We start from the raw sequence: 24,459 nt of genomic DNA, 5'->3' as shown, positions 1-24,459 counted from the left end.
AACGTAAAGCGACCACTCCCGGAGGAGCGGCCGCATTGAGACTCAATCGCCTTGTGGTGCCGCGTCGTCATCCGGCGCGGGCGCCACCTCGTCGACCACTGCCCCTTCTTCATCAGGGGCTGATTCCTCGACCGGCTCATCGACCCGCACCGTGGCGACCAGATGCTCGCCTTCACCGGTACGAATCAGGGTGACCCCTTGGGTATTGCGCGAGCTTACCGAGATTTCCTCGACCCGCGTGCGCACCAACGTGCCCTTGTCGGTGATCAGCATCATTTCATCGCTGTCGCGGACCTGAATCGCCGCCACCAGGGCGCCGTTGCGCCGCGATGTCTGCATGGCGATCACCCCTTGGCCACCGCGTCCACGCAGCGGGAACTCATCGAGACGCGTGCGCTTGCCGTAGCCATTCTCGGAGGCGGTGAGGATATAGACCTGGTCTTCGCTCACCGTCTGGACCGACGCCCCTTCGGCGCCGCCATCGGTGTCGTCGGCCTCGGCATCGATGGTCAACGACTGCGGAATGATCAAGCTGATCACCTCGGCGTCGCCCTGCAGGCGCATGCCACGTACCCCGCGCGCGGTGCGTCCCATGGCGCGCACCTTGCCTTCCTCGAAGCGAATGGCCTTGCCGTTGGACGAGAACAGCATCGCGTGATCGTTGCCGGAGGTAATCGCGGCACCGACCAGACGGTCGTCTTCTTCGAGGTCGATGGCGATCAAGCCCACGCTGCGCGGCCGCGAGAATTGCTCCAGCGAGGTCCGCTTGACGGTACCCTTGGCGGTGGCGAAGAAGATATAGCAGTCGTCGCGGTATTCGCGTACCGACAGGATGGCGTTGATCGACTCGCCATCATCCAGCGGCAGCATGTTGACCAGCGGCTTGCCCCGCGAACCACGACTGGCGTTGGGCATCTCGTAGACCTTGAGCCAGTAGACCTTGCCGCGATTGGAGAACAGCAACATGGTGTCATGCGTCGAGGCGACCAACAGGTGCTCGATGATATCCTCGTCCTTCATGGTGGTCGCCGACTTGCCACGCCCGCCACGCCGCTGAGCCTGGTAGTCGGAAAGCGGCTGCGTCTTGGCATAGCCGCTGCGCGAGATGGTGACCACCATGTCTTCTTCGTTGATCAGATCCTCGATGGTCAGATCCAGATGACTGGCCTGGATCTCGGTCTTGCGGTCGTTGCCGTACTGATCACGAATCGCGCCAAGTTCCTCGCGAATAACTTCCAGCAGGCGCTCCGGCGAGGCGAGAATCTCGTTGAGCTCGGCGATACGCTTGAGGATCGACAGATATTCGTCGAGCAGCTTCTCGGTTTCGAGCCCCGTCAGACGATGCAGGCGCAATTCCAGAATCGCCTGCGCCTGGGCCGGCGACAGGCGATATTCACGCTCGTCGTCGGCGAGTCCGTAGCTTTCATCGAGATCTTCCGGCTTGCAGGACGTCGCCCCGGCGCGCTCGAGCATGCCGGTGACCTGTCCCGGTTGCCAGGCACGCGCGACCAGCTTTTCCTTGGCCTCGGTCGCCGAGGGCGATGCTTTGATGAGCTCGATCACATCGTCGATGTTGGAGATCGCCACGGCCAGACCTTCGAGGATATGGCCACGGTCGCGCGCCTTCTTGAGCTCGAACAGCGTACGCCGCGTCACCACCTCACGACGGTGGCGAATGAACGCCTCGAGAATCTCCTTGAGATTGAGAATCTTCGGCTGGCCGTTATCCAGCGCCACCATATTGATGCCGAACACGGTCTGCAGTTGAGTATGCGCGAACAGGTTGTTGACGACCACTTCGCCGGACTCGCCGCGCTTGACCTCGATCACCACCCGCAGGCCTTCCTTGTCGGACTCGTCGCGCAGCTCGGCGATGCCGTCGATACGCTTGTCCTTGACCAGCTCGGCGATCTTCTCGATCAGACGCGCCTTGTTCACCTGATACGGCAGTTCGGTGACGATGATGTGATCGCGACCGGTCTTGTCGTGGTGCTCAATGGTATGGCGAGCCCGCACATAGATGCGCCCGCGCCCGGTACGGTACGCATCGAGAATTCCCGCGCGCCCGTTGATGATCCCGCCGGTGGGGAAATCGGGGGCCGGAATATACGCCATGAGATCGTCGATGCTGAGCGTGTAATCGTCGATCAGCGCCAGACAGCCATCGATCACCTCGCGCATGTTATGCGGCGGAATGTTGGTCGCCATGCCCACGGCGATACCCGAGGCCCCGTTGACCAGCAGGTTAGGGACCTTGGTCGGCAGCACCTCGGGAATGCGTTCGGTGCCGTCGTAGTTGTCGACCCAGTCGACGGTATCTTTTTCCAGATCGGCGAGAAGCTCATGGGCAAGCCGCGCCATGCGCACCTCGGTGTAACGCATGGCCGCCGCGCTGTCGCCGTCGATGGAACCGAAGTTGCCCTGGCCATCGACCAGCACATAACGCATCGAGAATGTCTGCGCCATGCGTACAATAGTGTCGTAGACCGCACTATCCCCGTGCGGGTGATATTTACCGATCACGTCACCCACGACACGCGCCGATTTCTTGTAGGCTTTGTTCCAGTCATTGCTGAGCTCATGCATGGCAAACAATACGCGCCGATGCACTGGCTTGAGGCCATCTCGTACATCCGGCAACGCACGGCCGATGATCACGCTCATGGCGTAATCGAGATACGACTGCTTGAGTTCGTCCTCGATATTGACTGGCAGAATTTCTCTGGCGATCTCACCCATGGGTCGTTCAATCCTTTGCACCGCGCCATACCATCGGTCATGGCACTGAATGAAACGAACAGCGGCCTTGCGAAGCACGAAACCCCGCAGGCGACTCTTCAGCGCTCGACGCCAATGGCCGTCACAGCAATCATTGAGCTTCGATGGCGGGCCCACCTCAAGGAGGCCCGAATCGTGCCATCATACCATTTCACGTGGCGATGCGGCAGGCTTGGCAATGCAATCGCGCCCATTACGCAAGCGCGCGAAAATACACGCCCTCCCGCCCCGTTGAATAAACGCGTCCGACCGGGGGAGTGGCACCCGCCTTGGCGTTTCGCCATAATGAGCCCCTTTGTGACGGAATAGGCCCATGTGGTTCAAGCACTTGCATCTCTATCGTCTGCACGACACGACGCCCATCGCGCTCGAGGCACTCGAATCGGCCTTGGAGGCCTTCGCCTTTCGCCCGGTGTCGCCAAGTGAAGGCAAGCGCCTCGGCTGGCAACGCCCTGCGGGGCGCCACGGTCAACAGCTCGCCCATGAGATCCAGGGCCACCGCCTGCTGTCTTTGTTACGCCAGGAGCGCCTGCTGCCGGCCTCGGTGGTGCGTGAGGAAGTCGACGAACGTGCCGCCGAGCGCGAGGCCGCCGAAGGTGGCCCGTTGCCGCGCCGCGAACGCCAGGCACTCAAGGAACAGGTCGTGGAGGAATTCTTGCCGCGCGCCTTCACGCGTAGCCAGCGCATTGATATTTGGTGGGATACTCGGCGCGGCCTCATCGGTGTCAATTGCGCCAGCCGCGCCCGCGCCGAAGACGCCCTGGACCTGCTGCGTCAGTCGCTGGGGTCGCTGAAAGTCACGCCACTCGCCGTGCGCCAACTGCCCTCGCGCAGCATGACCGCCTGGCTCGAGGATATCGCTTCGCGTCCCGAGGGGCTGCAGTTGGGCGATCAGGTCGAGCTCAAAGACGCCAATGGCGACGATGGCGTGTGGCGCGCACGCGGCATCGACCTCGACGGCGAAGAAGTGCAAAGTGTGCTCGCCAGCGGGCGTCAGGCCAGTCGCTTGGCGCTGGACGTCGAAGATCAGCTATCGCTGATCCTGCATGACGACCTGACGCTCAAATCGCTGCGCTTCGCCGACGCCTTGCTCGACGAAGCTTCTCAACAAGAAGACGATGACGACCCCACGCTACGCCTGGAAACGGACTTCGCTCTCATGGCCCAAGTGCTCTCTGGATTCATCGAACAACTCATCGACTGGCTGGGCGGCGAAGCCGACCCGGCAGCGCCTACATCATGACGCACGCACCGACTCCCCAAACCGCTCCCCACGATTTCGACGCCATTCGTCCTTATCACGACGACGAGGTGGCGAAGGTACTCGACCGCCTGGCCCACTGCGACGAACTGCTCGATGCGATCACGCATTTTCGCCTGCCCCGGCTAGCGCGTTACGCACCGCCCATGGCGCGCTTCATCGCGCGCCTGGGGCTACAACACGAAATGCGCAACATCGACAGCGTCGCCGCCTTTCAGCAGCGCATCGCGCGCTACATGGCGCGGATGATCGCCACCACCACGGATGCCTTCGAGGTCGAGGGACTCGAGCACCTCGACGCCGACAAGGCCTGTCTGTTCATCGGCAATCATCGCGATATCGCCATGGACCCGGCATTCGTCAATTACGCGCTCTACCAGGAAGGTCGCAATACCGTGCGCATTGCGATCGGCGACAACCTGCTGCAGAAGCCGTTCGTCAATGACCTGATGCGCCTCAACAAGAGCTTCATCGTGCCCCGTTCGGCCAAGGGCAAGCGGGCGATGCTGCAGGCCTATCAGACGTTGTCGCGCTATATCCGTCATTCGATCACCGCCGACAACCACTCGATCTGGATCGCCGAGCGCGAAGGACGCGCCAAGGACGGCATCGACCGCGCCGACACCGCTATCGTCAAGATGCTGGGCATGGCCCAACGCATGGACGACGGCGAGGCCGATATCGGCGCCGCGGTATCCGAGCTGCGCCTGGTGCCGGTGTCCATCAGCTACGAATACGATCCCTGCGACCTGCAGAAGGCACGCGAGCTGTACGCCCGCCACACGGCCGGCCGCTACGACAAGGTCGAATTCGAGGATATTCAGTCCATCGTCGCCGGCATCACAGGCCACAAGGGACGTATCCGCCTGACCTTCGGCACGCCCCTGGGGAGCGACTTCGCGACTCCGGAAGCCGTCACCGAGGAAATCGATCGTCAGGTGCTGGCGAACTACCATATGTTCCCCAGCCATCAACTCGCGCTCGAAGCCACGGGGCTGGCACCAGAACTGGTCGATCTCAGCGAGGTCACCGACGCCGACCGCGAACGCTTCGAGGCACGTCTGGCCACGGTGCCCGACCACCTGCGCCATTGGTGGCTGCGCCAGTACGCCAACCCCATCCTCAACCGTGCCGGATATATCGAGGAAGACGCCTGAAGCGTCACTTCCGCCAGAACGTGGGCGTCAACAGCACCAGCATGGTGAGGATCTCTAGGCGCTCATTATCATGGCGCGCTACTCGCGCACCTTGCGGCCGCCATTCAGCGTGGCGGCCTACTGCCGTCCGCCGCAACGATGTGCTATCGTCCGCGACATCGTCCTGCGCGTCGATTCGCGACGCCGTAAATGCACGGCACGCGTTCCCGCATGCGCCACACGGCAACACGGCCATACGGCCATACGGAGAGAGCCCATGAGTTCCGCGTCCGAAATGCAGAAAATCCGGATCATCAACGAGCTGCGCGAATTCATCAAGAAACTGCTGCAGGATCCGGCGATTCTCGAGCAATCCCTGGTCATCGCCCGAGCGCGCTACAGCGATGATGGCGACAGCCGCCAGATGTGGGCCACCATCGCCAACGAGATCTCGAACAACACCAGCGTGCACATTCCCGAAGACCCCAGCGAACACTCGGAAGCCGACCGGCTGTTTCTGGAAGTGTTGAAGGAAGTCGTCGACGAAGGGAAGGCGCTTTACTGAAGGTTTAAGCTGGAAGCTGGAAGTTTTAAGAGGGAAGGAAGAAGAACGAAGGGCCTCAGAGACAATCCACAAGCGAGACACTAAAAAGGCCGGCGAATGCCGGCCTTTGGCTTACCAGGAAACTTCTCAGCCATCCTTTAGTTAGAGTTAGCCACAGCTATCGGGCACGACATCGTCGTCAATATCCTTCGATGCTGTGCACTGCCAGCCTCCATCGTCTTGACGCTCAAGCGTCAAAGTTTCGCTTGAAAAGTTACCCTCATCATCAAACGTAAAGGTCAGTTTCGGTTGCTTTTTGTCGTCACCGAACTGATCAACCGTAATTTTACCATTCTGAACTGCATTATCCGAAAGCCCAAGGTCGGAAGCAGACGACGGCGTATCACCTTCTTGCACTGCCAGTTCCGCTGGCGTTTGCAGTGACTTGAGGGTCGCGAGTGCGGAGCTGACTTCCGAGCGTGCGACGTAGTTCTGGTACTGCGGAACCGCGATGGCGGCGAGGATGCCGATGATCGCGACGACGATCATTAGTTCGATGAGTGTAAAACCGTGTTGTTGACGTTTCATTAAGCTCTCCTGTGATCCCTTGTTGAATGCCCTGTCGTTCGTCTGTGGGGCGGGCCCGACGCGGGCGGATGATAACGCGTTGCAGATGCTCCCGCGAGGCGCCGGCGCCTCGCGGGCTGACGGCAAGGCAGCCACCTGACTGTTACGTTAAATTACACTTCTCATGCTGGCAAGATACTTGAGGTTAAAGTTTGCCTATTTTTGGCCGATTATATACCCATACTCTAATTGACGAGATATCTCATACCAAGGGTCACCAAGGCGGTCATGCATGAGGTAGGATGCGAGAAGTCACGGGGTAGAGACCACCCCACCTGGTCACTCCTTTTGGTGTCGGAACGCTTATGCATTCGTCTTCATCTCCTACCGCCCCCGGCGCACCGCTCTTGAAAGGGCTCGCCGCGCGCTTGGTCTCGGAAGGCCTGCTCGAGGAGTCCAAGGCGCAGCGTGCCATGGAGGCCGTGCGCGACACGCATCAGTCGGTGCTCGAGTACGTCATCGAGCAACATTGGGTTCCCGCACGCGAAGCCACCCAGAGTGCCGCGTGGGAATATGGCCTGCCGTTCGTCGACCTGGAGGCCGTCAGTCCCGAGCGCCTGCCCATCGGCGAGGGGCTGTCCGACACGTTGATTCGTCGTCTCGGGGTCTTGCCGCTGGCGCGTGGCGAGCGCCATATCAGCGTGGCGATCCCCTACCCCTCGACGCTGGCCAAACTCGACGAACTGCAGTTCACCACCGGACTTACCGCCGAGGGCGTGCTGGTCGCCGCCGATCAGTTGCAGCCGGCCATCGAGCGTTATCTCGTCCAGCGCGAGACGCACGGTATGCTCGAAGCTCTCGACGATGCCAGCGAGGCACTCGAGACGCTCGATCTCGATGATGTCGAGCCCCTCAACGAAGGGCTCGACACCGATGACGACGACGCCCCGGTGGTGCGCTTCGTACACAAGATGATGCTCGATGCCGCGCGGCGTGGCGCCTCGGATATCCACTTCGAGCCTTATGAGTCGACCTTTCGCATCCGCTTTCGCATCGACGGCATCCTGGTCGAGGTCGCGCGGCCGCCGTTCAATCTGCGCGCGCGCCTGTCGGCACGCCTCAAGGTCATGTCGCGCCTGGATATCTCCGAGCGCCGTTTGCCGCAGGATGGCGCCATCAAACTGCGTGTCTCGGCCTCGCGCACCATCGACTTTCGTGTCAGCACGCTACCCACGGTACACGGCGAAAAAATCGTGCTGCGTTTGCTGGATGCCGGCGCCACGCGCCTAGGCATCGATGCACTGGGCTTCAGCGAATCACAGAAAGCGCTGTTCGAACACGCGCTCGCGCAGCCGCAAGGGATGATACTCGCCACCGGCCCTACCGGTAGCGGCAAGACCGTGACCCTGTATACCGGGCTCAACATCCTCAATACCGATGCGCGCAATATCGCCACCGCCGAGGACCCCGTCGAACTCAAGCTGGACGGCATCAATCAGGTCAATGTGCTGCCCAAGATCGGGCTGGATTTTGCCAGCGCGCTGCGCGCCTTCCTGCGTCAGGATCCCGATGTGGTGATGGTCGGCGAGGTCCGCGACCTGGAAACCGCAGAGATCTCCGTCAAGGCCGCGCAGACCGGCCACCTGGTACTCTCGACACTGCACACCAACTCGGCGGCGGAAACCCTGACGCGACTGCGCAACATGGGGGTTGCGGCCTACAACATTGCCAGCTCGGTGACCCTGATCGTCGCCCAGCGCCTGGTACGTCAGCTGTGCCCCCATTGCAAGGCACCCGTCGAGCTGCCTCGGGAACTCTTTCTCGATGCAGGCTTCACGGCTGAAGAAATCGAGACCGCGACCTGCTATCACGCCACGGGCTGTTCACAATGCACCCACGGCTACAAAGGGCGCGTCGGTCTCTACGAAGTACTCCCCGTCAGCGAGGCCATGAGCAAACTGATCATGGCCGACGGCAATTCATTGGAACTCGGCGAACTGGCCCGTCAAGAAGGCCATCCCGATCTGCGGCGCAGCGGTCTGAGCAAAGTACTTGCGGGCATTACCAGCCTCGAGGAAATCAATCGCGTGGTGCTGGAATAAGCGACCAGGGCAAGTGACATGAGGGCAACGACATGGCGGTAGCGACACGCAGCAAGGCGCCTCGGCGCGTCGTCCTGCACCGCTGGCGGTGGAAGGGCAAGAATTCCCGCGGCGAGACCATTCAAGGCGAACTGGTTGCTGCGGACGAAATGGGCGTCCGTCAGGAGCTCGGGCGTCAAAATATCCTCGTCAAGCGCATTCAGCGCGTGCGCAGTCCCTTCGGCATCGGCCGCATACGTTCACAGGACATCACTCTATTCGCGCGCCAGATGGCGACCATGATCCGTGCCGGCATCCCCTTGCTGCAGGCATTCAGCGTGGTCTCGGAAAGCCTCAAGCGCCCCGCCATGCATCACCTCATCGAGACACTGATGAATGAAGTCTCGGCCGGTGCCAGCTTCTCTGAGGCGTTGTCACAGCATCCGCAGCATTTCGACCGCATGTTCGTCAACATGGTCGAAGCCGGCGAGCAGTCCGGCTCGCTGGATCGCATGCTGGAGCGCGTCGCCAGCTACAAGGAAAAGATCGACTCGCTGCGGGCCCGCGTGCGCAAGGCGCTTTATTATCCCACCGCCGTCGTGCTCGTGGGCATGGGAGTGACCGCCCTGCTGCTGATCAAGGTCGTCCCCCAATTCGAGAGCCTGTTTCGCGGCTTCGGCGCCGACCTGCCCGCCTTCACGCAATTGACCATTCATCTCTCGGCGTGGGTCCAGGCCTATTGGCCACACTTGCTGGGCGCCTTCATCGCTGCCGGCTTGCTGATACGTCTCGGCATACGGCGCTCGCCGCGCTTCGCCTATCGCGTCGACGGGCTGATGCTGCGCCTGCCGGTGATCGGCGATATCCTCGACAAGTCGTCGGTGGCGCGTTTCTCGCGAACGCTGGCGACGACCTTCAGCGCCGGGGTGCCCTTGGTCGAATCGCTGCATACCGCAGCAGGCTCGACCGGCAATCGCGTCTACCAGCGCGCCATCGACGAGGTGCGTGAACACGTCGCCAGTGGCCAGCAACTCAACTTTGCCATGCGCGCCACCGGACGCTTTCCCAACCTGGCAGTGCAGATGATCGGGGTCGGCGAAGAGTCCGGCGCGCTGGACGCGATGCTCAACAAGGTGGCGGACTTCTACGAAGAAGACGTCGACACCAAGGTCGACGCCCTGACATCATTGCTCGAACCCTTCATCATCGTGGTGCTGGGCGTTCTGGTCGGCGGCCTCGTGGTGTCGATGTATCTGCCGATCTTCGAGATGGGCTCGGCAATCTAGACAGACCTCGAACGTTGGTACGTTTATCATTCATCCGCCCCGGCATTTCGCCGGGCGCGTTCGTTTCAGGAGTGGCACGTTGCTCGCCGATATCCCTTTAGCATGGCTGGCCGTAATGGCGTTCGTCCTCGGTGCCTTGCTGGGCAGTTTTCTCAATGTCGTCATCGTACGTCTGCCGGTGATGCTGATGCAGCAATGGCGCCAGGAAGCACGCGATTCACTGGCGCTTCCCGAGGAGGAAGTGGCGCGCTACAACCTGTGCACACCGCGCTCGCAATGCCCAAGTTGCCGCCAGCCGATCGCCTGGCACGACAACCTGCCCCTCATCGGCTGGTTCAAGCGCCGTGGCCGCTGCGCGCATTGCCAGACGCGCATCAGCGTACAGTACCCATTGATCGAGCTGATGGCGGGTCTGTTGATGGCGAGCGTCATCATCGTGCATGGCGCCACCTGGGCGGCATTGGCCTGGAGCGGACTGTGCCTGGCGTTGCTGGTGCTGGCCGTCATCGATCTGCGCACCCAGTTACTGCCCGATATCATCACGCTGCCTTTGCTCTGGGCCGGCCTGCTTTATCAGCTCTTCTTTCAGCCCTATATGCTCGAGAATGCCGTCGTCGGCGCCATGGCCGGCTATCTGCTGCTGTGGAGCTTCTACTGGCTGTTCAAGTGGCTGACCAAGAAGGAAGGCATGGGCTACGGTGACTTCAAGCTGCTGGCGGCGCTGGGCGCCTGGTTCGGCTGGACAATGCTGCCGATGCTACTGATGCTCTCCGCCGGGCTGGGTGCGATCATCGGGGTGCTGCTGCAGCTCTCGCTGCCGCGCCTGCGCGGCATGCCGTTGCCGTTCGGCCCCTTTCTCGCTCTCGCCGGGTGGATCGCGGTACTCTTCGGCGCACCGCTACGCGCCTGGACCGGCTTATGAGGAATTTGCCATGACATCCACCGCCCCCATCATCGGCGTGACCGGTGGCATCGCCTCGGGCAAGTCCACCGTCGCCGCCATGTTCACCGAACTGGGCATTCCCTGGGTCGATGCCGACCTCGTGGCACGCGATATCGTCGCGCCCGGCGAACCCGCGCTGGATGAAATCGTGGCACGCTACGGCTCCTCGCTGCTCGATGCCCAGGGTCACTTGCAACGTCGTGCCTTGCGCGACATTGTCTTCGCCGATGACGGCGAGCGTCAGTGGCTGGAAAGCGTCACGCATCCACGCATCCGCCAGCGATTGCGCGAGCGGCTCGAGACGATACGCCAGGGCGACGCGCCCTATGGCTTGCTGGTGTCACCGCTGCTGTTCGAGACGGACCAAATCTCGCTAGTCGACCGTCGCTTGGTGATCGATATCCCCGAAGCGCTGCAGGTGACACGTACCCAGGCACGCGACGAAGTGAGCGAGACCCAGGCGCATGCTATCCTCGCAGCACAGATGCCCCGCCAAGAGCGGTTGGCGCTTGCCGACGACGTGATCGAGAATCATGGCGACATGACGGCGCTGAAGGCGCAGGTCGCCAAGCTCGACGCGCGTTACCGGCAACTATTCGATGGCACTCATCAGGAGCACTCGCCTTAGCATGACGGAGACATCCCAAGACCGCCCCCTTGAAGTCGCCTGTCCCCAGTGTCGCACCAAGGTCGCCTGGACAACCGACAACCCGTATCGCCCCTTCTGCTCGAAGCGCTGCCGCTTGCTCGACCTTGGCGCCTGGGCCGATGAATCCCATCGTATCGCGGGCGAGCCCGCCATGGATGAAACCGATCTCGACCGCTTGATCGACGATCTGGAGCGAGGCGAACCACGCCAATAGGAAGGGCATAAACGCCAACGGCTCGCCAAGATGGCGAGCCGTTGGTAAGCGATATCGCATTATCGCGATGCTTCGAGAGCGTTATTTCCAGAGATCGCGAATCGTCGCGATCCCTTGAGCGCCCACTGCACGCGCCTGGTCGATATCGTCCCGTGTGACGCCGCCCAGCGCATAGACCGGCATGCCCGACGTCTCCACCAGTTGCTGAAAGTCGTGCCAGCCGACGGGCGCAGCGCCTGGGTGACTTGGCGTCACGCGCACCGGCGAGAACGTCACGAAGTCGCAACCAATAGCAGCCGCCTGTTCGAGCTGTTGGGGATCGTGCGTCGATGCCCCCAGCCATTTATCATCGGCGATGGGACGATGCTTGAGCGCCATCAGAACACGACTGGGCAGATGAATGCCATCGGCATCGATGCTGTCGAGCAGCGCGGGGTCGCCATTGAGAATCAGGCGTGCCTCGTAACGCCGGCAGAGTGCCAACGCTTGTTCGGCACGCTTTAGATAGGCACTCTCATCCAGTGTCTTGGCCCGTAGCTGCACCAGACGGACGCTATCGTCGCGCAGGGCACGTTCGAGCTTGTCGAGAAACACCGTGTCGTCGGCTTCCTCGTCACTGATCAGATACTCGTGCGGCAGACACACCGCCCGCAAGATCGGATGATTGGCTTCCGGGAACGGGTAATTATTAAGCTCCGCCTGTGGCACCCAGCGCACCGCCTGGCCCTCGCGACCGAAGGGCTCGCCCTCGAAATCGTGCACTTGCCAGACATCGAGCAAAATACGCTTATCGGCATATTCATGGTGAACGCGAATGAGCGGTTGAGCGCGCAGGATCTCGATGCCCAACTCTTCGCGGAGCTCACGCCTGAGCGCTTCATAACCGGTTTCGTAGGGTGCCAGTTTGCCCCCCGGAAATTCCCATAGCCCACCCTGATCGACGATCGAGGGACGGCGTGCCAGTAGCACATGACCATCCTCGCGAATGATGGCAGCCGCCGCTACGTGTACCCTTCTCTTCACCATGTTGGTCATTTCACCTTGACTGACTGTTCATGATCCGCGGACCGAAGCCGGTCCGCTTATCGCTGCTGCCATCCGCACTCGGCTAGCCGTATTTAGGCTCGCACTCAACTACGGTAGTCGGCATTGATGGAGACATAATCGTGTGACAGGTCCGACGTCCAGACCGTCGCCGCAACATCGCCGCGCCCCAGATGGATACGGATCGTGATCTCGGGCTCGGCCATGACCGCGCTGCCTGCCTCCTCGGTATAAGAGCCAGCGCGGCCGCCACGCTCGACGAGCGGCACGTCCCCGAGATCGATCGCGATACGCGATACATCCAGGTCGGGTACCGGCGCACGCCCGACTGCTGCCAGTATGCGTCCCCAATTGGCATCACTGGCATAAAGCGCCGTTTTCACCAATGGCGAATGCGCCACGGTAAAGGCAACGTCCAACGCTTCCTGGCGAGTCGTTGCCCCTTCGACCGTGAGGGTAACGAACTTGGTCGCGCCCTCGGCGTCACGAATGATGGCCTGCGCCAATTCTACCAGCACCTCGGTCAATCCCGCAGCAAAGCGAGCCTCTTGATCGGGGGTGTCGATGCGAGCGCCGCGTCCAGTGGCAGCCAATGTGCAGGCGTCATTGGTCGAGGTATCCGAGTCTACGGTGATGCAGTTGAAGGAGTCATCGACGGCACACCGCAGCAGTACTTGCAGACGCGCGTCATCGATAGCGGCATCGGTGAAGACGAAGCTCAGCATCGTCGCCATATCGGGCTTGATCATGCCCGAGCCCTTGGCGATGCCGTTGATCGTCACCGACTGGCCGTCGATCTCGAGACACCTCGTGGCCCCCTTGGCACGCGTATCCGTCGTCAGAATGCCTTCGGCCGCCGTCTGCCAGCCATCCGCCGACAACGCGGCAATTGCCTGCGGCAAGGCATCGCATAGCCGATTCACCGGCAGGAGCTCGCCGATCACTCCGGTCGAAAACGGCAAGACAGACTGCACGGCGACCCCTGCCAGCTCGCCCAACGCTTGACAACTCGTCTCGGCATCGCGCATGCCCTGCTCACCAGTGCCGGCATTGGCATTACCGGTATTGACCAGCAGATAACGAGGCTTGGCCGTCTCGAGATGGCGTCGCGCTACATGAACCGGCGCCGCGCAAAATGCATTGCGCGTAAACGCCGCCACCAGCGTCGTCGCCTCGGGTAACTCGATCACCACCAGATCATGGCGTCCTGATGTTTTGATGCCCGCCATCGCCGCTCCCAGGCGAATGCCTTCGATGGCCGGCATCGCCGGAAAACTCGCTTCTCCCACCGCCATGTCGCTTCTCCTCACGCCACGTTCGCCGAACTCAGCTCAACTTGCCGTGGCAATGCTTGTATTTCTTGCCAGAGCCGCAATGGCACAGGTCGTTGCGACCCACCTTGGGACCTTCGCGGCGCACCGGCTGTCCGTCGTCTTCGTCACCAGTACGCTCCTCGCCTTCGGCGGCAACCGCCTCGGCCGAGGCCACAGCGTCTTCATGAACCGGCTGGCTGACCGCGCGTTCGCGTTCCAGCGTGGCACGCCGCTCACGTTCCAGCTCATCGACTTCCTCCTGACGCCGCACTTGCACATGACTCAGGATGCGAATGACATCGTGCTTGATATTCGCCAGCAGCGTTTGGAAGAGTTCGAAGGCTTCACGCTTGTATTCCTGCTTGGGATTCTTCTGTGCATAACCACGCAGATGGATCCCGCGACGCAGATGGTCCATGTGCTGCAGATGCTCCTTCCAGCGCGTATCGAGGACCTGCAACATGACCTGCTTCTCGAAACGACGCATCAGCTCCGGCCCGACCGCCTCGGCCTTGCTGGCAAAGAGGCCGCGATGCTGATCGTGCAGACGTTCACGCAGCAATTCTTCATGGAAGTGTTCGTCTTCCTCGGCCCATTGCACCAAGGGCACATCGAGGTTGAACTCCTGCCTGAGATAATCCTGCAACCCGGGAAGATCCCACTGCTCGGCCAGACTCTGGGCCGGCACATAACTAGTGATGGCTTCGGACAGGACCTGCTCGCGAATCTCGGCGATATTGGATGAGAGATCATCCGTGGCGAGCACCTCATCGCGTTGCTGATAGACGACACGGCGTTGATCGTTGGAGACGTCATCGTATTCGAGCAACTGCTTGCGGATATCGAAGTTGCGGCCCTCGACCTTTTTCTGGGCACGCTCGACGGCGTTGGACACCATCTTGTGCTCGATCGCCTCGCCATGCTCCAGGCCCAGAGCATTCATCAACCGCTGCACCCGATCGGAGCCGAACAACCGCATGAGGTTATCTTCCAGCGAGAGGAAGAAGCGCGTTGAGCCCGGATCGCCCTGACGACCGGAACGCCCACGCAACTGATTGTCGATACGCCGCGATTCGTGGCGCTCGGAGCCAATCACGTGGAGCCCTCCCGCCTCCAGTACAGCATCGTGGCGTTCCTGCCATGCCGCCTTGAGGGCCGCGATCTGATCTTCGGAAGGGTCATCGAGAGCCGCCGCTTCGGCTTCCCAGTTACCGCCCAGCACGATATCAGTACCGCGTCCAGCCATGTTGGTGGCGATGGTCACAGCACCGGGCTGGCCCGCCTGGGCGATGATTTCCGCTTCGCTCTGGTGCTGCTTGGCGTTAAGCACATTGTGCGGCATCTGATACTGCCGCATCAGCTGGGCGAGGTATTCGGAGGTTTCGATCGACGCCGTGCCCACCAAGACGGGACGCCCCGCTTCGCGTTGCGTCTTGACGTCGTCGATGATGGCTTCGAATTTCTCCTCGCTGCTCATGTAGACCAGATCGTTGTGGTCCACACGGACCAACGGGCGGTTGGTGGGAATCACCATGACATCCAGCCCGTAGATCTGGCGGAACTCGAAGGCTTCGGTATCGGCGGTCCCCGTCATCCCCGAGAGCTTGTCATACAGACGGAAGTAATTCTGGAAAGTCGTCGAGGCCAGCGTCTGACTCTCTTTCTGAATCGTCACGCTTTCCTTCGCCTCGACCGCTTGGTGCAGCCCCTCGGACCAGCGGCGACCGGGCATGCTACGCCCGGTATGCTCGTCGACGATGACCACTTCATCGTTGTTAACGATGTAATCGACGTCGCGATGATAGAGATAGCGCGCGCGCAACGCCGAATGCACATGCTGCAGAAGCCCCAGATTCTGAGCCGAGTACAGCGAGTCGTCCGCGCCCAGAAGCTCCGACTCTCTCAGTATCCCTTCAAGTTTCTGGTGACCGGTTTCCGTCAGTTCCACCTGCTTTTGTTTCTCATCGAGGATAAAGTCCCCGCTGGTGGGGTCCTCTTCGTCGCTGCACTCTTCGAGCCCCAGGGAAAGCTGATTGATACGCCGATAAAGTTCGACGTTTTCTTCGACCGGGCCGGAAATGATCAGCGGCGTGCGCGCCTCATCGATGAGAATCGAGTCGACCTCGTCGATGATCGCGTAGTGCAGCGCCCGCTGGACCTTGTCATCCAGTGAAAACGCCATGTTGTCGCGCAGATAGTCGAAGCCGAATTCGTTGTTGGTCCCGTAAGTGATATCGCAGGCGTAGGCTTCACGCTTCTGGGGCGAGGCCTGGCCTGAGTAGATCGTACCCACGCTGAGGTCGAGAAATTCGTAGAGAGGGCGCATCCACTCGGCATCACGACTCGCCAGATAGTCATTGACTGTCACTACGTGTACGCCCTTGCCGGGCAACGCATTGAGATAGACCGACAGGGTCCCGACCAGGGTCTTGCCCTCACCGGTTTTCATCTCGGCGATGCGCCCTTCGTGCAGTGTCATCCCGCCGACCATCTGTACATCGAAGTGACGCATTCCCATCACGCGTTTACTCGCCTCGCGCACCACGGCGAAAGCTTCGGGAAGTATCTTGTCAATGGATTCACCCGATTCCAGGCGCTTGCGGAATTCGCGGGTCTTTGCCGACAGCGCGGCATCATCGAGAGACTCGAACGTGGGCTCCAGCGCGTTGATGGCCTCGGTGGCCTTGCGCATGCGTTTGACTTCCCGCTCGTTCTTCGAGCCGATCAGCTTACGTACAATAGTATTGAGCATGTGAGATCCTGAAATACAAAAGTGCCTAAAACGCAATATCGGCCATCGCATAGACGCGATGCCGACGTCGATATCAGGCGGTTAGTCGCCTGATATCTCGGAACGAGACACTGTGTGGTGGACCTCGGCGCGAGAGGGCATCCAATCCCACGCTCAACACATGATAGAAGCGCTGCGGCAAGCGCCACAGGCGCGGAGACCGGGGACGCCGCCGTCCGGTGCCCAGCAACCGCTTGCTCCGCGCCACCCGGCGCGATTGGGCACGAATGGTGTCCGGCGCCATTAGGCATATCTGCGTCAACCGCTCGGCAATACGCAGCGCGTCGGGGTGCATCAACCCCGCCGGCAATAGGCACCCAACCAACAGACCGGCAAGCCACCATTGCGCACGATGTCGCGTACGAACGCGACGCGATGGCGTTGAGCTATGGTGCGTGGCGCTGGTCATGCTATCGACGAGCTCCGGCTCATGGTAGATTGCGCAGACATTCTGCTTTCCTTCGCGCGGGCAAGCCCATGAGTATAAAGGCTAAGCGTTTCCGAGCCCAGTCCATACACCATCTCATCGACGGTTCCGGCGAGTTGGGGTCGGTGGTACGTATGGCAACACTGCTGCAAAAGGCTCAACAACACCTGCGTGCCGGGCTTCCTACCGAAATCGCCGAACACGTCTATGTCGGTGGCTATCGAGAAGGCGCCCTGACCCTCATCACCGATGGCGCCGTATGGTTGACGTGGCTACGCTACGAACGCCAACGACTCCTCAAACTGCTGCGTCAACTTCCTGAATTCGAAGCCGTACTGACGCTCAATTTCAAGGTCCGTCCCGTACATCCTCTCAAGGCACCCGCTTACCAGCCACGCGCACTTTCTTCCGAAGCGGCGCATCATCTCAAGACATGCGCGGACGACACCACGGACCCCAAGCTGAAAAAGGCGCTGACACGCCTGGCTTCCCATACCCCGGACAACGCCTAGAAAGCCGCGTCACGCCCCATGAATAAAAAAACGCCGACCCATCGGTCGGCGTCAATAAAAGCTTGGTCTTACGCTTACATCTTACAAACGGCGTGACTATCAGGCCAATGCTGGCGCCGCATAGGAGATAGGCGCTGCTTGCGTCTCGTCTTCGAAGGTCACGATTTCCCAGGCATCCTGCTGAGCCATCAAGGCACGGCATAACTTGTTATTCAAGCCATGGCCGGATTTGACGCCTCGGAATTCACCGATAAGACTATGCCCGAGTTGATACAGGTCGCCGATGGCGTCGAGCACCTTGTGCTTGACGAACTCATCGTCATAGCGCAACCCACCTTCGTTCACGATCCGGTAATCATCGACGACGATGGCGTTATCCAGGCTTCCACCAAGCGCCAGATTCTGGGCGCGCAGGAACTCCAGATCACGCATGAAACCAAAAGTGCGCGCGCGGGAAACTTCCTTCACGAAAGAAGTCGTCGAGAAGTCGACGCTTGCCGTCTGCTTCTGGTGCGCGAAGACAGGATGATCGAAGTCGATGGCAAACGCTACTTTAAAACCGTTATGCGGCAAGAAGCGCGCTTCCTTGTCATCCTCTTCCACCACGATCTCACGCTTGATGCGGATGAACTTCTTGGCCGCCCCCTGTTCAGCGATGCCTGCCGACTGAATCAAGAAGACGAACGGACCGGCACTGCCATCCATGATAGGCACTTCCGGGGCACTGAGCTCGACGAAAATATTGTCGATCCCCAGGCCGGCAAACGCCGACATCAGATGCTCCACCGTCGCGACCTTGACGCCATCACGCGACAGTGCGGTGCAAAGCGTCGTATCGGTCACATATTCGGCGCTGGCAGCAATCTGGACCACTGGATCGAGATCGGTACGTACGAAGACGACGCCAGTATTGACCGGCGCAGGACGCAACGTCAGGTAGACCTTTTCACCTGAGTGCAACCCCACACCAGTGGCACGGATAGTATTCTTTAATGTTCGTTGTCTAATCATGGGCGTAAGCCAAGCTTGGAAATCGTTATGAAACGCTGTTCACTATAACACCGAACGAGCGTTTCAACAAAAAAATGTCGCCTGGCCACGCCTATGCGCCCAGCATGTCGTCCGTTCAATCTGCCTGACGGCGCAGAAACGCCGGGATATCCAGGTAGTCATCGAGTTCTTGCGACTTGCGACGCGACTCCTGCCGAGATTTTGTCGACTCATCCTGCTCCTTGGCAGCCTGCTGACGCATGACTGTGGGCTGCTGCAGCTTGCGATAATCAGGCGATTCGGCACTGCGCGCCGCCGCAACAGTTTCGCGTTGCGGTGCGGCGACTGTCGCTTTCTCCTTGACGCCCTCGAGACCCGCCGCCACCACGGTGACGCGCAACTCGTCGGACAATTCCATATCGATGGACGTCCCCACCACGATCGTCGCCTCCTGGGAAGCGAACTCCTGCACGGTAGCCCCGACATCGTTGAACTCGCCGATGGAAAGGTCTGGCCCCGCTGTAATGTTGACCAGAATGCCGCGCGCGCCATGCAGGTCGATATCTTCCAGCAAGGGACTACGGATAGCCTTTTCTGCGGCTTCACGAGCGCGATTTTCGCCAGCCGCTGCGCCGGTCCCCATCATCGCCATGCCCATCTCGGACATCACGGTGCGCACATCGGCAAAGTCGACGTTGATGATGCCCGGGCTGGTGATCAGCTCGGCGATTCCCTGGACGGCGCCCAGCAGCACGTCGTTGGCGGCACTGAATGCCGACAGCAGGCTGGCATTCTTGCCGAGCACCGCGAGCAGCTTCTCGTTGGGAATGGTAATCAGCGAGTCGACATACTCGGACAGCGCTTCCATGCCTTCCTCGGCAGCCCGCATACGCTTGGGCCCCTCGAAGGGGAACGGACGCGTCACCACCGCCACGGTCAAAATACCCAGTTCCTTGGCGACTTGAGCCACGATAGGCGCGCCACCGGTACCAGTACCACCGCCCATGCCAGCCGTGATGAACACCATGTCAGCGCCTTGCAGCAGCTCGGCGATCCGTTCACGGTCTTCCGTCGCCGCTTGACGACCAACCTCGGGGCTGGCGCCAGCTCCCAGCCCCTTGGTGATTTCACTGCCGAGCTGAAGCACGGTCTTGGCAGCGACGCGCTTGAGTGCCTGAGCGTCGGTATTGGCGCAGATGAACTCAACGCCTTCGATGTTGCTTTCGACCATGTGGTTGACGGCATTGCCACCACCACCACCGACGCCAATCACCTTGATAACCGCGCTGCTAGAAGGTGCGTTATCTACCAGTTCGAACATAAGCCCCGTCTCCTGTGACCGCTACCAGTGCGGCCCTCTCAGAAATTTCCTTTAAACCAGCCTTTGATCCTTTCCAACCCCGAGCGTTCCTGCCTTTGTCCACGTCGGGTATGAGCCTCTTCTCTACGGGGCTGAGCCGACACGACAGCATTACGTTTGGCATCATTCATACCGTAGAGTAGCAAACCCACTCCCGTCGAATAAATCGGGTTACGAACGACATCGGCGAGGCCGCGAACGTTTTGGGGATAAGCAATTCGCACGGGCATGTGAAAGATTTCTTCAGCCAGCTCGACGACACCCTCCATGCGCGACGTACCACCGGTCAGCACCACACCGGCCGCCACGAGATCTTCGTAGCCACTACGCCGTAATTCTTCGCGTACCAATGTAAACAATTCTTCATAGCGCGGTTCGACCACTTCGGCCAACGCCTGGCGAGAAAGATCGCGCGCCGGCCTGTCTCCCACGCTGGGAACCTTGATCATTTCATCGCTGCTCGCGAGCTGGGTCAGCGCGCAGGCGTATTTGACCTTGATGTCTTCCGCATACTGCGTCGGCGTGCGCAATGCCATGGCGATATCGTTGGTCACCTGATCCCCCGCGATGGGAATCACCGCCGTATGGCGTATGGCGCCTTCGGTAAACACGGCGATATCGGTGGTACCGCCGCCGATATCCACCATGCATACGCCCAGCTCGCGTTCGTCTTCCGTCAATACCGCATGACTGGAAGCCAACTGCTCCAGAATGATGTCATCGACTTCCAGACCGCAGCGACGCACGCATTTTTCGATATTCTGCACGGCATTCAATGCCGCCGTGACCAAGTGAACCCGCGCCTCGAGACGTACACCGGACATTCCCAAAGGCTCGCGGATACCTTCCTGATTGTCGATGGCGAATTCCTGGGGCAACACATGAAGAATACGCTGCCCTTCGGAAATAGCACGTGCGCGGGCCGAATCGATGACCCGATCGATATCCGAAGGTGTTACTTCCCGCTCCTTGATGGCCACGACACCGTCGGAATTCATCGAGCTGATATGACTACCCGCCACGCCAACATACACCGAGTGAATATCGCAACCCGCCATCAACTCGGCTTCCTCGACGGCACGCTGAATCGACTGCACGGTCGACTCGATATTGATGACGACCCCTTTTTTCATGCCACGCGAGGGGTGCGAGCCGATACCTGCGATCTCGATGCTTCCATCATCGGAAGGCTGGCCGACGATAGCCACCACCTTGGACGTTCCGATATCCAGCCCGACCACCATGTTGGAATCATTGGATTGTCCTGCCATAGGTCGGGGTCACTCCTCGAACTGCACTGGGGTTGAAATTCATTGATCTATAAAAACGTACTGGGCCAATTATAGGAACATGTGACTTCACATCACCACCCAACAAATGAAACCGGACTCAGAATACGGTGATTTTTTCAAAAAGGGAAACCCCCACCGCCCGGATTTCGTGGCCTGGCGCCGAAAAAGGCAACTGTACCATTACTCTGTCGCATCTGTTTCGGTCTGTCCATGCCAGGCGACGGAAACACCATTGGGGTAGCGTAAATCGATGTAGCGAATTTGCGACGCCTGCGTCCCCAACTGTCGTTGCCAAGCCGCGGTAAAACGCGCCAGACGAGATTCGAGATCGGCACGCCCCAGGATAACCCACACACTATCATTGACCTGAAAACGCCAAGCGCCACGGTCTTCCAACCGCAATTGCGTCACACTCAAGTCCAAGGTTTCCAGGCGGCGCCGCAACGAATCGAGATATGCCAATACTTCCGGCCCGCTACCCTCGGGGCCCGCCAGATCCGGCAAGGGTTCATCGAAGTCATCGACGGGGCCTGGCGAAAAAGGTTCGCCATGCGTATTGAGCAGCTCGTCGTCATTCCAGTATGCGACCGGTGCTTGTTCGAAAAGCTCGAAGCGTAGCGCATCCGGCCACTCTCGCGAGACTTTCACCTCCGACAGCCAGTCGACATCGCGTGCCTTGTCGCGCACTTCGTCGAGATCGATGGATAGCCAGGTCTCGCCGCTGACCAAGGGCGCGAGATTGCGCTGCAAGTAGGCCGCCGAAACGTAGTGCAGATCACCGCCGATGGAGACCCGCTCGATGGGCCGGTCGAGCCACAGCCACAACGTACGCCCACCCGCGCCGAGTAAAACGGCCAACAAGATCAAGCCTAACAAGGCTCCGCGCAAACCGGCCTCCTTCATTGCCGCGTCACTCGTCGAACGTGGCGTCGAGAATTCGCAACACCAGCGCGTCGAAGTCGAGCCCGGCATGCGCTGCCGCTTGCGGCACCAGGCTATGATCGGTCATGCCCGGCACCGTGTTGACTTCGAGGAGCCAGAAGCCTCCCTGCGCATCGCGCATCACATCGACACGTCCCCAGCCGCTGCCGCCGATCACCTCGAACGCGCAGCGGCACAGCTCGCCCAGTGCCCGCTCCTCGGTAGCCTCGAGGCCGCAAGGCAGTAGATAGCGTGTGGTATCGGAATGATACTTGGCCTGGTAATCGTAAAAGCCGCTGGGTACCTCGACGCGAATCGCCGGCAAGACCTCGTCGCCAAGCAGCGACACGGTATATTCCTCGCCCTGCACGAAACGCTCGGCCATGATCGCGCTATCGAAGCGCGCCGCCTCGGCATGCGCCGCGATCAACTCTTGCCGTGTGCCGACGATGCTGATCCCGAGGGTCGAGCCTTCATGCACCGGTTTGACGATCAAAGGCAGCCCCAGGGTCTCGATGACGGCATCCCAGTCCACCGCCCCTTCCAACATGACGCTTTCCGGTGTGGGCAGGCCATGGGCACGCCAGAACTGTTTGGTGCGTTCCTTGTCCATCCCCAACGCAGAGGCCAGCACACCGCTGCCCGTATAAGGGATGTCCAGCAGCTCCAGGGCACCCTGCAGGGAGCCGTCCTCACCGTCCCGGCCATGCATGGCGATGAAGACACGCTCCGGCGCAAGCGCTTCCAATCCACTCAATCCACCGCCGGCAAAATCGAATCCGCGCACGTCCACACCGCTACGCTCGAGCGATGCCAGGATCGCGCGACCACTGAGCAACGACACTTCACGCTCAGCGGAACGGCCGCCGTATACCACGACGACGCGTCCCGGATGCTGGCGCTTCGGCCCCTCGTTCGTCACGCTGTCATTCATAGTTCCATTCCATCCAGGTGTAACCGGCAACCAGCCAGACGCAGCGAGATCCCGCCGATATCACCGGCGCCCTGGGTGATCAGAATATCGTCGGGGCGCAGCACGCGTGACAACAACGCCGGCAGCTCCTGCTTGCTTTCGACGAACAGAGGATCGACCTGGCCACGTTGACGAATCGACCCGGCCAATGTCCGACCCTCCGCACCTGGAATGGGGACTTCCCCGGCGCTGTAGACATCCAGCAGCAACAGCGTATCCACGCCCGAGAGCACACGCACGAAATCCTCGTACAGATCTCGCGTACGCGAATAGCGATGCGGCTGGTACAGCATGACCAGACGACGCTCGGGCCAGCCCGCGCGCACCGCGTCGATGACCATTTCCACCTCACGTGGATGATGGCCGTAATCGTCGACCAGCATGACCTCGCCGTCGGCGGCCGGTGTCGGGAACTGCCCATGCACCTGGAAACGCCGTCCCACGCCGGCGAAATGCGCCAGGCCGCGCTGGATAGCCGCGTCATCGACGCCCGCATCGCTGGCCACGGCGATCGCCGCCAACGCATTGAGAGCATTATGGCACCCCGGCATCCCCAACTGGATCTCGAGCGGTGCCATGCCCGGCGGGCGCTCGGCGGTAAAATGCACCACGCCACCGCGCTGGACGAAATCGCATAATCGGTAATCGGCATCCTCGGCGAAACCGTAGGTGACGAACTGACGCTGGAGGCGCGGAATCAGACTACGCACGTTATCATCGTCTAGGCACAGCACCGCCAACCCATAGAAGGGCAGATTGTGCAAGAACTCCAGGAAGGTATCCTTGAGCCGCGAAAAATCTCCCCCGTAGGTCGCCATGTGATCGGCATCGATATTGGTGACGATCGAGACCATCGGCTGCAAGTGCAGGAACGAGGCATCCGACTCGTCGGCTTCGGCCACCAGGTAATCGCCCTCGCCCAGACGTGCGTTGGCACCGGCACTGGTCAGCTTGCCGCCGATCACGAAGGTTGGGTCGAGCCCGCCCTCACCGAGCAGCGTCGAGGTCAGGCTGGTGGTAGTGGTCTTGCCATGCGTACCCGCCACGGCGATGCCATGGCGAAACCGCATCAATTCGGCAAGCATCTCCGCACGCCGGACGACGGGAATGCGATGCTCGCGCGCCCAGCGAATCTCCGGGTTCTCGGTGTCGACCGCCGTGGAGACGACCAGCACATCGGCGCCCTGGGCGTGCTCGTCGACGTGCCCAATGCACACGCGAATGCCGCACTCGCGAAGATGTCGCGTGACAGGCGACTCACGCAGGTCGCTGCCGCTGACCGCATAGCCCTGATTGGTCAGCACTTCGGCGATCCCGCACATGCCGGCACCGCCGATGCCCACGAAATGAATATGATGAATGCGGCGCATACCCAAC

At 60.6% G+C, this 24,459-nt stretch carries 21 protein-coding genes; 9 read left to right on the top strand and 12 right to left on the bottom strand.

The genetic code is table 11. The features are described 5' to 3' along the window. Positions 1 to 42: 42 nt before the first annotated feature. Entirely contained in the window at positions 43 to 2,739 is a 2,697-nt protein-coding gene (gyrA, locus tag L1073_RS11140) for a DNA gyrase subunit A (protein WP_246899289.1), read from the bottom strand. Between the two features lie 352 nt (positions 2,740 to 3,091). Between gyrA and L1073_RS11135 the strand changes: the two genes are divergently transcribed. From L1073_RS11135 to L1073_RS11125, 3 genes are all read left to right on the top strand, one after another. Continuing rightward, positions 3,092 to 4,021, top strand: coding sequence for a recombination-associated protein RdgC (locus L1073_RS11135; RefSeq protein ID WP_246899288.1), 930 nt, complete (start codon positions 3,092 to 3,094; stop codon positions 4,019 to 4,021). Next, positions 4,018 to 5,196: a 1-acyl-sn-glycerol-3-phosphate acyltransferase gene (locus L1073_RS11130; RefSeq protein ID WP_246899286.1), complete on the top strand. Its 1,179-nt coding sequence runs from the start codon at positions 4,018 to 4,020 to the stop codon at positions 5,194 to 5,196. The genes L1073_RS11135 and L1073_RS11130 overlap by 4 nt, the downstream gene beginning before the upstream one ends. Before the next feature lie 256 nt (positions 5,197 to 5,452). Further along, entirely contained in the window at positions 5,453 to 5,740 is a 288-nt protein-coding gene (locus tag L1073_RS11125) for a hypothetical protein (RefSeq protein ID WP_246899284.1), read from the top strand. 147 nt (positions 5,741 to 5,887) lie between these two features. Here L1073_RS11125 and L1073_RS17260 read toward each other — a convergent pair whose 3' ends face one another. Continuing rightward, a complete protein-coding gene (locus L1073_RS17260) occupies positions 5,888 to 6,307 on the bottom strand; it encodes a pilin (RefSeq protein WP_281506067.1) in 420 nt (139 codons plus the stop codon). Between the two features lie 344 nt (positions 6,308 to 6,651). Between L1073_RS17260 and pilB the strand changes: the two genes are divergently transcribed. The 5 genes from pilB (at position 6,652) to yacG (ending at position 11,459) form a co-directional block, all read left to right on the top strand. Next, positions 6,652 to 8,388 (top strand): type IV-A pilus assembly ATPase PilB, encoded by a 1,737-nt coding sequence (pilB, locus tag L1073_RS11110; RefSeq protein WP_246899282.1) that lies wholly within the window; start codon positions 6,652 to 6,654, stop codon positions 8,386 to 8,388. A 32-nt stretch (positions 8,389 to 8,420) separates the two neighbouring features. After that, positions 8,421 to 9,653, top strand: a complete 1,233-nt coding sequence (locus L1073_RS11105; RefSeq protein WP_246899281.1) for a type II secretion system F family protein — start codon at positions 8,421 to 8,423, stop codon at positions 9,651 to 9,653. Between the two features lie 79 nt (positions 9,654 to 9,732). Beyond that, positions 9,733 to 10,575, top strand: coding sequence for a prepilin peptidase (locus L1073_RS11100; protein WP_425531579.1), 843 nt, complete (start codon positions 9,733 to 9,735; stop codon positions 10,573 to 10,575). A 10-nt stretch (positions 10,576 to 10,585) separates the two neighbouring features. Beyond that, positions 10,586 to 11,224, top strand: coding sequence for a dephospho-CoA kinase (gene coaE / locus L1073_RS11095; protein WP_246899279.1), 639 nt, complete (start codon positions 10,586 to 10,588; stop codon positions 11,222 to 11,224). Position 11,225: 1 nt separating this feature from the next. Continuing rightward, entirely contained in the window at positions 11,226 to 11,459 is a 234-nt protein-coding gene (gene yacG / locus L1073_RS11090; RefSeq protein ID WP_178997204.1) for a DNA gyrase inhibitor YacG, read from the top strand. An 81-nt stretch (positions 11,460 to 11,540) separates the two neighbouring features. Here the strand turns inward: yacG and L1073_RS11085 are convergent, their stop codons facing one another. The 4 genes from L1073_RS11085 to L1073_RS11070 all read right to left on the bottom strand — a co-directional run bounded on the left by L1073_RS11085 (position 11,541) and on the right by L1073_RS11070 (position 17,016). Further along, positions 11,541 to 12,485: a Nudix family hydrolase gene (locus L1073_RS11085; RefSeq protein ID WP_246899278.1), complete on the bottom strand. Its 945-nt coding sequence runs from the start codon at positions 12,483 to 12,485 to the stop codon at positions 11,541 to 11,543. Between the two features lie 104 nt (positions 12,486 to 12,589). After that, positions 12,590 to 13,798: a bifunctional glutamate N-acetyltransferase/amino-acid acetyltransferase ArgJ gene (gene argJ, locus L1073_RS11080; protein ID WP_246899276.1), complete on the bottom strand. Its 1,209-nt coding sequence runs from the start codon at positions 13,796 to 13,798 to the stop codon at positions 12,590 to 12,592. Positions 13,799 to 13,829: 31 nt separating this feature from the next. Beyond that, a complete protein-coding gene (gene secA / locus L1073_RS11075) occupies positions 13,830 to 16,568 on the bottom strand; it encodes a preprotein translocase subunit SecA (protein ID WP_246899274.1) in 2,739 nt (912 codons plus the stop codon). Positions 16,569 to 16,641: 73 nt separating this feature from the next. Further along, a complete protein-coding gene (locus L1073_RS11070; RefSeq protein WP_246899273.1) occupies positions 16,642 to 17,016 on the bottom strand; it encodes a hypothetical protein in 375 nt (124 codons plus the stop codon). A 68-nt stretch (positions 17,017 to 17,084) separates the two neighbouring features. Between L1073_RS11070 and L1073_RS11065 the strand changes: the two genes are divergently transcribed. Beyond that, complete coding sequence (locus tag L1073_RS11065) at positions 17,085 to 17,546, top strand: DUF721 domain-containing protein (RefSeq protein WP_246899271.1); 462 nt, start codon at positions 17,085 to 17,087, stop codon at positions 17,544 to 17,546. Positions 17,547 to 17,645: 99 nt separating this feature from the next. On the opposite strand, the gene lpxC is transcribed toward L1073_RS11065, so the two are convergent. The 6 genes from lpxC to murC form a co-directional block, all read right to left on the bottom strand. Then, positions 17,646 to 18,557 carry a UDP-3-O-acyl-N-acetylglucosamine deacetylase gene (gene lpxC / locus L1073_RS11060; protein WP_246899269.1) on the bottom strand — a complete coding sequence of 304 codons (912 nt, stop codon included), beginning with the start codon at positions 18,555 to 18,557 and terminating at the stop codon, positions 17,646 to 17,648. A gap of 115 nt (positions 18,558 to 18,672) precedes the next feature. Next, positions 18,673 to 19,857: a cell division protein FtsZ gene (gene ftsZ, locus L1073_RS11055; RefSeq protein ID WP_246899268.1), complete on the bottom strand. Its 1,185-nt coding sequence runs from the start codon at positions 19,855 to 19,857 to the stop codon at positions 18,673 to 18,675. Positions 19,858 to 19,895: 38 nt separating this feature from the next. Continuing rightward, the gene (gene ftsA, locus L1073_RS11050) at positions 19,896 to 21,167 is read right to left on the bottom strand and encodes a cell division protein FtsA (RefSeq protein WP_246899267.1); all 1,272 of its coding nucleotides are present in this window, start codon (positions 21,165 to 21,167) and stop codon (positions 19,896 to 19,898) included. A 201-nt stretch (positions 21,168 to 21,368) separates the two neighbouring features. Beyond that, positions 21,369 to 22,091 (bottom strand): cell division protein FtsQ/DivIB, encoded by a 723-nt coding sequence (locus tag L1073_RS11045; protein ID WP_246899265.1) that lies wholly within the window; start codon positions 22,089 to 22,091, stop codon positions 21,369 to 21,371. Positions 22,092 to 22,098: 7 nt separating this feature from the next. Continuing rightward, complete coding sequence (locus L1073_RS11040; protein WP_246899264.1) at positions 22,099 to 23,043, bottom strand: D-alanine--D-alanine ligase; 945 nt, start codon at positions 23,041 to 23,043, stop codon at positions 22,099 to 22,101. After that, a complete protein-coding gene (gene murC, locus L1073_RS11035) occupies positions 23,040 to 24,452 on the bottom strand; it encodes a UDP-N-acetylmuramate--L-alanine ligase (RefSeq protein ID WP_246899371.1) in 1,413 nt (470 codons plus the stop codon). Before murC ends, L1073_RS11040 begins: the two co-directional genes overlap by 4 nt. Positions 24,453 to 24,459: the final 7 nt, after the last annotated feature.

Source organism: Chromohalobacter nigrandesensis, assembly GCF_023061285.1.
In the GTDB taxonomy this organism is placed as follows: Bacteria; Pseudomonadota; Gammaproteobacteria; order Pseudomonadales; family Halomonadaceae; genus Chromohalobacter; species Chromohalobacter nigrandesensis.
This window is presented reverse-complemented; position numbering and strand designations above follow the sequence as displayed.

Bases quoted from the DNA above. Each gene is read 5' to 3' on its own strand.
- ftsA (WP_246899267.1), bottom strand. From the start codon at position 21,167: ATGGCAGGACAATCCAATGATTCCAACATGGTGGTCGGGCTGGATATC.
- L1073_RS11105 (WP_246899281.1), top strand. From the start codon at position 8,421: ATGGCGGTAGCGACACGCAGCAAGGCGCCTCGGCGCGTCGTCCTGCAC.
- L1073_RS11130 (WP_246899286.1), top strand. From the start codon at position 4,018: ATGACGCACGCACCGACTCCCCAAACCGCTCCCCACGATTTCGACGCC.
- yacG (WP_178997204.1), top strand. From the start codon at position 11,226: ATGACGGAGACATCCCAAGACCGCCCCCTTGAAGTCGCCTGTCCCCAG.
- ftsZ (WP_246899268.1), bottom strand. From the start codon at position 19,857: ATGTTCGAACTGGTAGATAACGCACCTTCTAGCAGCGCGGTTATCAAG.
- L1073_RS11070 (WP_246899273.1), bottom strand. From the start codon at position 17,016: ATGACCAGCGCCACGCACCATAGCTCAACGCCATCGCGTCGCGTTCGT.
- argJ (WP_246899276.1), bottom strand. From the start codon at position 13,798: ATGGCGGTGGGAGAAGCGAGTTTTCCGGCGATGCCGGCCATCGAAGGC.
- L1073_RS11045 (WP_246899265.1), bottom strand. From the start codon at position 22,091: ATGAAGGAGGCCGGTTTGCGCGGAGCCTTGTTAGGCTTGATCTTGTTG.
- lpxC (WP_246899269.1), bottom strand. From the start codon at position 18,557: ATGATTAGACAACGAACATTAAAGAATACTATCCGTGCCACTGGTGTG.
- L1073_RS11085 (WP_246899278.1), bottom strand. From the start codon at position 12,485: ATGGTGAAGAGAAGGGTACACGTAGCGGCGGCTGCCATCATTCGCGAG.
- L1073_RS11040 (WP_246899264.1), bottom strand. From the start codon at position 23,043: ATGAATGACAGCGTGACGAACGAGGGGCCGAAGCGCCAGCATCCGGGA.
- murC (WP_246899371.1), bottom strand. From the start codon at position 24,452: ATGCGCCGCATTCATCATATTCATTTCGTGGGCATCGGCGGTGCCGGC.
- gyrA (WP_246899289.1), bottom strand. From the start codon at position 2,739: ATGGGTGAGATCGCCAGAGAAATTCTGCCAGTCAATATCGAGGACGAA.
- L1073_RS11125 (WP_246899284.1), top strand. From the start codon at position 5,453: ATGAGTTCCGCGTCCGAAATGCAGAAAATCCGGATCATCAACGAGCTG.
- coaE (WP_246899279.1), top strand. From the start codon at position 10,586: ATGACATCCACCGCCCCCATCATCGGCGTGACCGGTGGCATCGCCTCG.
- L1073_RS17260 (WP_281506067.1), bottom strand. From the start codon at position 6,307: ATGAAACGTCAACAACACGGTTTTACACTCATCGAACTAATGATCGTC.
- secA (WP_246899274.1), bottom strand. From the start codon at position 16,568: ATGCTCAATACTATTGTACGTAAGCTGATCGGCTCGAAGAACGAGCGG.
- L1073_RS11135 (WP_246899288.1), top strand. From the start codon at position 3,092: ATGTGGTTCAAGCACTTGCATCTCTATCGTCTGCACGACACGACGCCC.
- L1073_RS11065 (WP_246899271.1), top strand. From the start codon at position 17,085: ATGAGTATAAAGGCTAAGCGTTTCCGAGCCCAGTCCATACACCATCTC.
- pilB (WP_246899282.1), top strand. From the start codon at position 6,652: ATGCATTCGTCTTCATCTCCTACCGCCCCCGGCGCACCGCTCTTGAAA.